The organism is Lapidilactobacillus concavus DSM 17758, from assembly GCF_001435835.1.
GTDB classification, from domain to species: domain Bacteria; phylum Bacillota; class Bacilli; order Lactobacillales; family Lactobacillaceae; genus Lapidilactobacillus; species Lapidilactobacillus concavus.
In genome coordinates this window covers 1-8,271 of record NZ_AZFX01000075.1, presented here as the reverse complement: position 1 = coordinate 8,271, position 8,271 = coordinate 1, and the positions used below count along the sequence as shown (strand labels likewise).

Sequence of the window (8,271 nt, the reverse complement as noted above, 5' to 3'; positions counted from 1 at the left end):
ACAGAATTAGAACGAGTGTTTAGAAAAAGATGTGCCATTTATTGACATAGGAGCAAAAAGCACTACGGCATGTCAACTTCATAACCACTTTACTTCAAAACAAAGAAAAGTGGTGAATCATAATTCCGTCGAATTATGATTCACCACTAATGTTAGTCAGTTTTGTTTGCTGACAACTGTAAATCTCTGATTCAGGTGCTTTGGATTCTCAATCTCGTCCAGCATCGCCACCGCATATTCCGCCATTGTGATCTCACTCTGTCCTGATGAGGGTGAGTTTAGCAAAACTTCAGCGCCAGCAATGTAGCCGTGGGATTTATCAGTTGAGTGAATGAAGTTTGCCGATGGGGAGATGTAGGTCCAGGAAAGGTTCGTCGTCTTCTTCTTTAATGCGTTTAGGCCGTCATCCATGTTTTTGGAGGTAGGAAAGACAACTTTGGGGAAGCCGGGCATTTGATAAAGCTTCGTTTGCTTGCTCTCGTCGGTATAGAGAGTCCCCGCGCCACCAACGATGTACAGGCGTAAATCGGTCCCGCGCAGAATCGAAATGAGATGCTCAATCGAAGTTTTGTGTTGTTCTTCTGCGCCGCGCGGTGCACTGAAGGCATCCACAACGACGTCAAAACTGATTAGATCGGCAGTTTTAAGATCGTAGAGATCTTTCTTGATAAAGGGAATGTCGTACTGCAAATTTTCCGGGTGGCGGACGATTGCCGTAACTTCGTGTCTGCGATCTAGTGCTTCTGCCGCGACCAATGAGCCCACGTGCCCCGTTGCACCAATTATTGCTATTTTCATGATAAATGCCTCATTTCTTGAGTTTTAAGTCTGAGCTTGTTTCCTCAATTTTGTCATGGTGTATCTGATTTAGTATGTGATAAGACTCGAAGTGACAACTGTTAAACTTGCCGGTTGTCACTTTCTGCACTATAATATCTAAATTGTGTGATGGAAGCTGAATGGTTACCGTCATTAACTGTGTTCCGGTAAACAACTTTTTGCGTCTAGCTAACCATCCTTGCCTCACTGTGTGAGACTTTGTCAGGTTTCGCTAGTACTCAAGAGTTACCCGTATACCGTCACAACTTGTTTATAATTGAGGGAAATATGACTGAGAAAATCCAGTTTGTTCAACCAAAATATCAGCAAATCGCTTTAGAATTGGCCAAGCGAATCAGCGATGGGCGTTATGCCGAGGGTGAGAAACTCCACGCGCGCTCAACCATTGCTACCAATTTCCACGTGTCACCGGAAACTGCCAGGAAAGCCATTATCGTCCTCGGCGACATTGGTGTCGTGACCGTTAAACACGGTTCCGGCTTTTTTGTGGCGTCTTCAGCGAAGGCAACGGAGTTTATCGAGCAATACCAAGACGTCGAATCGATTGAGAATGTGAAACGGGAGATTTACAAAAGTGCGAAGCGCCAGCAGGCTGAATCCCAGCACTTTTTGGGCCTCTTGAACAGCCTGGTCGAGCAGACACAGCGTTATAACGAAGATAATAAGTTACAGCCATACGAGGTCGTGGTCAAGGAGGGCTTTGCTGCGAGCACCGTCAGTGAACTCAATTTCTGGCATAATACCGGGGCCACCATCGTCGCCATTAAGCACCAGAATAAGATGATTGTCTCGCCCGGACCGCTCGCCGTGATCGAGCCCGGTGATTTTGTTTACGTAGTCGGTGACGAGCTTGCCTATCAACGCGTTGCAAATTTTTTGACTGCCTAAGCTGCAGTCTTTTTATTTGACAAAAGTGACTATAGATGTTTTTATTGAGTGGTCAGTTTTTTTAAAAAAGGGGGAATTCGATGGCAGTCGTTGAAGTTAAAAGTTTAACAAAAATCTTCGGTAAAAAAGTTAAGTCTGCTCTCAAAATGGTTCGTGAAAATAAGAGTAAAAATGAAATATTAAAGGCTACCGGCGCAACCGTCGGGGTCTATGACGTGAATTTCAGTGTGGAACCGGGTGAAATCTTCGTGATTATGGGCCTCTCGGGTTCCGGTAAATCAACGTTGATTCGCCTAATCAACCGGCTCATTGAGCCTACCGCGGGTAGTATTACCGTGGCCGGCCACGACGTCAGCAAGGCGGATAAGGAAACTCTGCGTAAAATGCGGCGCGAGAACATGAGCATGGTCTTCCAAAGCTTTGGTCTATTACCAAACAGAACCGTGCTCGAGAATACGGAGTACGGACTTGAACTGCGGGGTGTCGATCCGGCAACGAGAAGGCAGCGGGCAGAGGAAGCGCTAGATAACCTGCACCTATTGGAATTCAAGGATCAACTTCCAAGCCAGCTCTCTGGTGGGATGCAACAACGTGTGGGCTTGGCGCGTGCACTTGCTAATAATCCCGATATCTTGTTAATGGATGAGGCCTTTTCGGCACTCGATCCGTTGATTAGAAAAGAGATGCAGGATGAGTTACTTGGTCTGCAAGAGAAACTCAAGAAGACCATTATCTTTATTACGCATGATTTGAATGAGGCACTTCACCTTGGCGACCGCATTGCGGTCATGAAGGACGGCCAAATTCAACAAATTGGTACCGGTGAAGAATTACTTACCAATCCGGCCAATGATTACGTGAAACACTTCCTAAGTGACGTGGATTCATCACGTGTACTGACGGCAGAGAATATTATGGAGCCGGCAGTGACCGTTAACATCGACCGTGAGGGGCCCAACATGGCCTTGCACCGGATGCGTGAGGAACGGATATCGATGGTAGTGGCCATCGATAACCAACATAAGCTGCAGGGAGTCATCTCAGCGGATGCCGCCAGAAGCGCCCGGCTGAATAACTTACCGCTGCGTAAGGTGTTGGATGTTAACATGCCAACTATCGATAAAGAAACAACAGTTAACGACATTTTTAACGTTATTTACGATGCTCATACACCAGTGGCGGTCACCGATAACGGCCGCCTGCTTGGGGTAGTCATTCGAGGTCGCGTGATTGAAACACTAGCGGATGAAGATGCACCATCATCAGAAACAAATGATGTACAGACACAGGAGGTGAAATAATGTTGTTCAATAATTTAACATTACTCGCCAAACTGCCCGTTGCGGATTGGATGGAGAACTTCACCACTTGGATGACTAATACCTTTGCCGGGCTGTTCGCGGCGATTCAATCGGGTGGTCAGGCCACAATGGATGGTCTCACCGACTTTCTCCTCTTTATTAATCCGTGGGTCTGGATTATAGGAATTACGATTCTCGCCTTTATCATCTCGACGAGACGTATTGGTATCACATTGTTCAGCTTCTTTGGCCTCTTGTTCATTTATAACCAGGGGCTCTGGAGCGACCTGATGAACACATTCACGCTGGTACTCTTGGCCAGCCTGGTCTCGATTATTATTGGCGTTCCCTTAGGTATTTGGGCAGCTAAAAGCAATCGGGCTCAATCCGTCATCAAGCCGATTCTGGACTTCATGCAGACGATGCCTGCCTTTGTTTACCTTATTCCGGCAGTCGCCTTCTTCGGTATTGGTGTGGTTCCGGGTGTGTTCTCATCCGTGATTTTCGCCTTACCGCCAACCGTACGGATGACGAACCTAGGTATTAGGGGTGTCAGCACGGAATTGATTGAGGCAGCTGATTCATTTGGTTCAACGGCTTGGCAGAAGCTCATCAAGGTTGAGTTGCCAATGGCGAAAAACACTATTTTGGCCGGGGTCAACCAGACGTTAATGCTGGCCTTGTCGATGGTTGTTACAGCCTCGATGATCGGTGCCCCAGGACTAGGGCGTGGCGTATTATCGGCACTCCAAAGAGCACAAGTTGGTAATGGCTTCGTTAACGGGTTGGCATTGGTCATCCTGGCGATTATCATTGACCGATTCACACAATATGCAAACGAACGCCTGTCACTTGCGAGCGTGATGAGTGAGCAACAGAAGAAACGGCGCAAGCAGATTCGGTGGATCACGGTCGGTGCTGCGGTCTTGGCCTTGATTGGTGTGGGCGTAGCGCAGGCAGCAACGAAAGGCAATACGAAGGTGCAGGAAACGGTCAATTTATCCTACGTGCAGTGGGACTCAGAAGTTGCATCAACGAATGTGGTCGGTGAGGTTTTGCGCCAGATGGGCTACGACGTTAAGCTAACGGCACTAGATAATGCCGTGATGTGGCAGAGTGTGGGCAGCGGTGAGAGCGACGGAATGGTCTCGGCTTGGTTGCCTGTGACCCACAAGGAGCAATACGATAAGTATAAGAGTAAGCTGCAAGACCTTGGTGTGAACCTGAAGGGCGTTAAGGTTGGCTTGGTTGTTCCTTCCTATATAAAGGTCGACTCGATTGCTGACTTGACGAACGAGGCTGGCAAAACCGTGACGGGCATTGAGCCGGGTGCGGGTGTTGTTAGTGCAGCGCAATCTACAGTGAAGGCCTACGATAATCTTGCCGGCTGGCAGGTTAGCACCTCATCTACTGGGGCGATGACTGTTGCCCTTGGGAAGGCAATCAAGGAGCATAAGCCACTTGTGATTACCGGTTGGTCGCCCCACTGGATGTTCAGTAAGTATGATTTGAAGTACTTGAAGGATCCAAAGGGCACGATGGGTAAGTCTGAGGCAATTCATACTATGGTCCGTCAGGGACTGAAGGACGACATGCCGGAGGTCTACAAAGTGCTGGATAATTTCCACTGGACCCAAAAGGACATGGAAGAAGTCATGCTGGAAATTAACGGTGGTGCAAGTCCACGTAAGGCGGCTCAGAACTGGATTAAGAGTCACAAAGATGAAGTTGCTGAGTGGCAGAAATAATATTTAACAAGTTAAGAAAAGACTAGCCGATGAGGTATACCCCAAAAGTTAAAGTAAATATTTAGTTGTCTTCTAGGCGGCGAGTTTTCGATAATTTATCGGAGACTTGCCGTCTAGTTTTATTTGAATTCTATCTCTGTTGTAATACATTGGTAATTATTTACAATGGGCAACTGATGCGTAAAGTTATGTTTATCAGCGTCAATGGGCAGATCAAACTGGGATCGTTGCGGTTGCCATCGGCAAGAAGCGACCACATTAACGTTGCCAGTAGGTGATTTTCACGTGGTGTTAGCCTGTCGTGATTACCAATTGCACAACGGAAAACTACAGTTAGCATCAACAGCAGGCGTGGTTTTAGTGGCGGACCATTAAGGATAGAAGTCATGAGAGGCAAGCGTAGGCTTGTCTTTTTTAATGATAAGAATTTCTGAGAATGGTAACAGCCACTCGCAGTTTGTAAAAACGTTTTCCTAACTGGTACACTGAAATAGTGAAAAGTGAAACGGAGTGAGTATAAATGAGTGTAAAACGATTATTTGATATCGATGCTTGGCTGGTGCCCACTCACCAGTTGGATACGCAAAATAAGCGCCTGCAAGAATCACTGACCGCCATTGGTAATGGGTATATGGGCATGCGGGGTAACTTTGAAGAAGGTTATTCTGGCGATACCTTATTGGGGACCTACTTAGCAGGTGTGTGGTTCCCAGATAAAACCCGCGTTGGCTGGTGGAAAAATGGTTATCCAGAATATTTTGGCAAAGCGATCAACGCCCCAAGCTTTATCAACTTAGGGATCACCATTAATGGTGTGGCATTGGATCTCGCCAAAAATAACTTCCGCGATTTCGATTTACAACTCGATTTGCATCAAGGTAAATTGACCCGTCGCTTCATATACGTTGCAGATGACGTGGAAGTCGCCTTTGAATTTGAGCGGTTCGTTTCCAATGCCATGCAACAAGCGGGACTGATCAAAGTCAACGCGAAAGTCTTGAAAGGCTCAGCTGAGTTGAAGTTTGATGCCGCCTTAGATGGCAATGTCACCAACGAAGATGCCAATTACGACGAACATTTCTGGATCCCGCAACACGAAGATGCTGTTCAAGGTTCGATTCAACTTGAAACCAAAGCCAATCCTTTCGGGGTGCCGCAGTTTACGGTATTGCTCAAACAAGCCTTGAAGGTTAACGGCGCTGCAGTTGAAGGAACGCGAGCCACTGAACCAGGGCGCTTGGATGAAACTTTAAGTTATGACTTGGCACAAGGCGCTTCGCTTACTGTTGAAAAACGCGTGATCGTGTTGACCAGCCGTGATGTTGAACCAGCAAAACAACCGGCTAAAGCCGACCAGCTGATGGCTGAACTGCTACCGCAAAGCTTTGACCAAGCGTTAGCGGCTCACGAGCAAGTGTGGGCCAAGCGTTGGGCGCAATCAGACGTGGTGATCGATGGCGACGCCGCGGCACAACAAGGCATTCGCTTCAGTATTGCCCAGTTGTTTATGACTTATTACGGTGAAGATACCCGCTTAAATATCGGGCCTAAAGGTTTCACCGGTGAAAAATATGGCGGTGCCACTTATTGGGACACCGAAGCTTATGTGGTGCCGATGTACTTGGCGGTGACCCCACCACAAGTGACCCGGGCATTACTGCAATACCGGCATGATCAATTGCCAGGCGCTTATCACAACGCGCAACAACAAGGATTAGCCGGGGCATTGTTCCCGATGGTCACGTTCAACGGCATCGAATGTCACAACGAATGGGAAATCACCTTTGAAGAACTGCACCGTAATTCCGATATTGCGTTTGCCATTAAGCAATACACGGATTACACCGGCGATGAAAGCTATGTCAATGGTGATGGCATCGATGTGTTAGTCGGCGTGGCAAGATTTTGGGCGGATCGGGTACATTTTTTCAAACGCCATCAACAATATATGATCCATGGCGTTACTGGACCTAACGAATACGAAAACAACGTCAACAACAACTGGTTTACCAACACCATGGCCGCTTGGGAGTTGCAATACACCCTTGAGCGCCTACCAAAAGCGGATGTTGATAAAGTTCAGGCGTTGGCAGTCAGCGAGGATGAAAAAGCCCACTGGCAAGATATCGTCGATCGCATGTATTATCCAGAAGATAAAGACTTGGGCATTTTTGTCCAACACGATACCTTCTTAGATAAAGATCTGCGCCCGGCAAGTTCGATCCTAGCAGATCAACGCCCATTGAATCAGCACTGGTCATGGGATAAAATCTTGCGGTCGCCATTCATTAAGCAAGCCGATGTTTTACAAGCCATTTACTTCTTGAATGACCGCTTCACCCGCGAGCAAAAAGAGGCCAACTTCGACTTCTACGAACCGATGACGGTGCATGAATCTTCATTATCCGCTTCAATTCACGCGATTTTAGCCGCAGAACTCGGCAAAGAAGAAAAAGCCGTTGAACTATATGCCCGCACTGCGCGGCTGGATTTGGATGATTACAACAACGACACTGAAGATGGCCTGCACATCACGTCCATGTCTGGTGGTTGGTTGGCCATCGTCCAAGGCTTTGCTGGAATGCGCTACACTGTCGGTCACTTGAGCTTCAAGCCATTTGTACCAAAAGGCTGGACGCATTATAGCTTTACCTTGAACTATCGCGGTCGCTTGATCGCCGTAGATGTGGCAGATGAAACCACATTGAAGTTAGTATCAGGTGATCCGATCGATGTCTTGGTGAATGATAAAACGTTGCACTTAAGTTAAGGAGGGGTTGCATGCTCAAAGGGTTAATTTTTGATTTGGATGGCGTGATCGCAGATACGGCACGCTTCCACTTACAAGCATGGAATCAACTGGCCCAGCGCCTTGATATCGTGCTACCACCAGAAGCCAATGACGCCTTGCGTGGGCGTTCGCGGATGGATTCGTTGAATTTGATTTTAAGCTACGACGATAAAGTTGATGCTTTTTCAGATGATGAGAAAGCTGCCTTTGCCCAAAGCAAAAACGACTTATATCTGCAGCTGATCCAAACTTTGACGCCAGCAGACATTTTGCCAGGCATCGCGCAACTCCTGCAAGATGCGAAATCGCTTGGCTTACACATGAGTATTGCTTCAGCATCGAAAAATGCACCGACGATCTTAAAGCACTTGCAACTCGATACAGCCTTTGATGCCATTGTTGACCCAGCCAAATTGCATCGTGGCAAACCAGATTCTGAGATCTTTGAACTGGCGCAACAAGCGTTAAACTTGCAAGCCGACGAAGTGATCAGCTTTGAAGATGCTTCTGCTGGCGTGCAAGCCATCAAAGCAGCGAACCAATTTGCCGTTGGAATCGGGGATGCGCAAGTCTTAAAGCAAGCCGATTATATCGTAGCCAGCACCGCAGCCTTGAACTTAGCTGCCATTAAAAAAGCCTTTGACGCATTGAAGTGCAACATAAAAGTTAGACAAAAATAAATAGTTTTACGCAGCTAAGGTAT

The 8,271-nt window shown here is 47.3% G+C and carries 6 protein-coding genes; 5 read left to right on the top strand and 1 reads right to left on the bottom strand.

The genetic code is table 11. From position 1 onward, the window contains the following. Positions 1 to 156 precede the first annotated feature (156 nt). Complete coding sequence (locus FC15_RS06690) at positions 157 to 798, bottom strand: NAD(P)-dependent oxidoreductase (protein WP_057825134.1); 642 nt, start codon at positions 796 to 798, stop codon at positions 157 to 159. 309 nt (positions 799 to 1,107) lie between these two features. On the opposite strand from FC15_RS06690, the gene FC15_RS06685 reads away from it, so the two are divergent. From FC15_RS06685 to pgmB, 5 genes are all read left to right on the top strand, one after another. Further along, the gene (locus FC15_RS06685; protein WP_057825133.1) at positions 1,108 to 1,728 is read left to right on the top strand and encodes a GntR family transcriptional regulator; all 621 of its coding nucleotides are present in this window, start codon (positions 1,108 to 1,110) and stop codon (positions 1,726 to 1,728) included. An 80-nt stretch (positions 1,729 to 1,808) separates the two neighbouring features. Then, positions 1,809 to 3,029 (top strand): quaternary amine ABC transporter ATP-binding protein, encoded by a 1,221-nt coding sequence (locus FC15_RS06680; protein WP_056945885.1) that lies wholly within the window; start codon positions 1,809 to 1,811, stop codon positions 3,027 to 3,029. After that, on the top strand, positions 3,029 to 4,777 hold the full coding sequence (locus tag FC15_RS06675) for an ABC transporter permease/substrate binding protein (protein ID WP_057825131.1): 1,749 nt from the start codon (positions 3,029 to 3,031) through the stop codon (positions 4,775 to 4,777). Before FC15_RS06680 ends, FC15_RS06675 begins: the two co-directional genes overlap by 1 nt. Before the next feature lie 520 nt (positions 4,778 to 5,297). Then, on the top strand, positions 5,298 to 7,547 hold the full coding sequence (locus FC15_RS06670; RefSeq protein WP_057825129.1) for a glycoside hydrolase family 65 protein: 2,250 nt from the start codon (positions 5,298 to 5,300) through the stop codon (positions 7,545 to 7,547). An 11-nt stretch (positions 7,548 to 7,558) separates the two neighbouring features. Next, positions 7,559 to 8,248 carry a beta-phosphoglucomutase gene (gene pgmB, locus FC15_RS06665; protein WP_057825127.1) on the top strand — a complete coding sequence of 230 codons (690 nt, stop codon included), beginning with the start codon at positions 7,559 to 7,561 and terminating at the stop codon, positions 8,246 to 8,248. Positions 8,249 to 8,271: the final 23 nt, after the last annotated feature.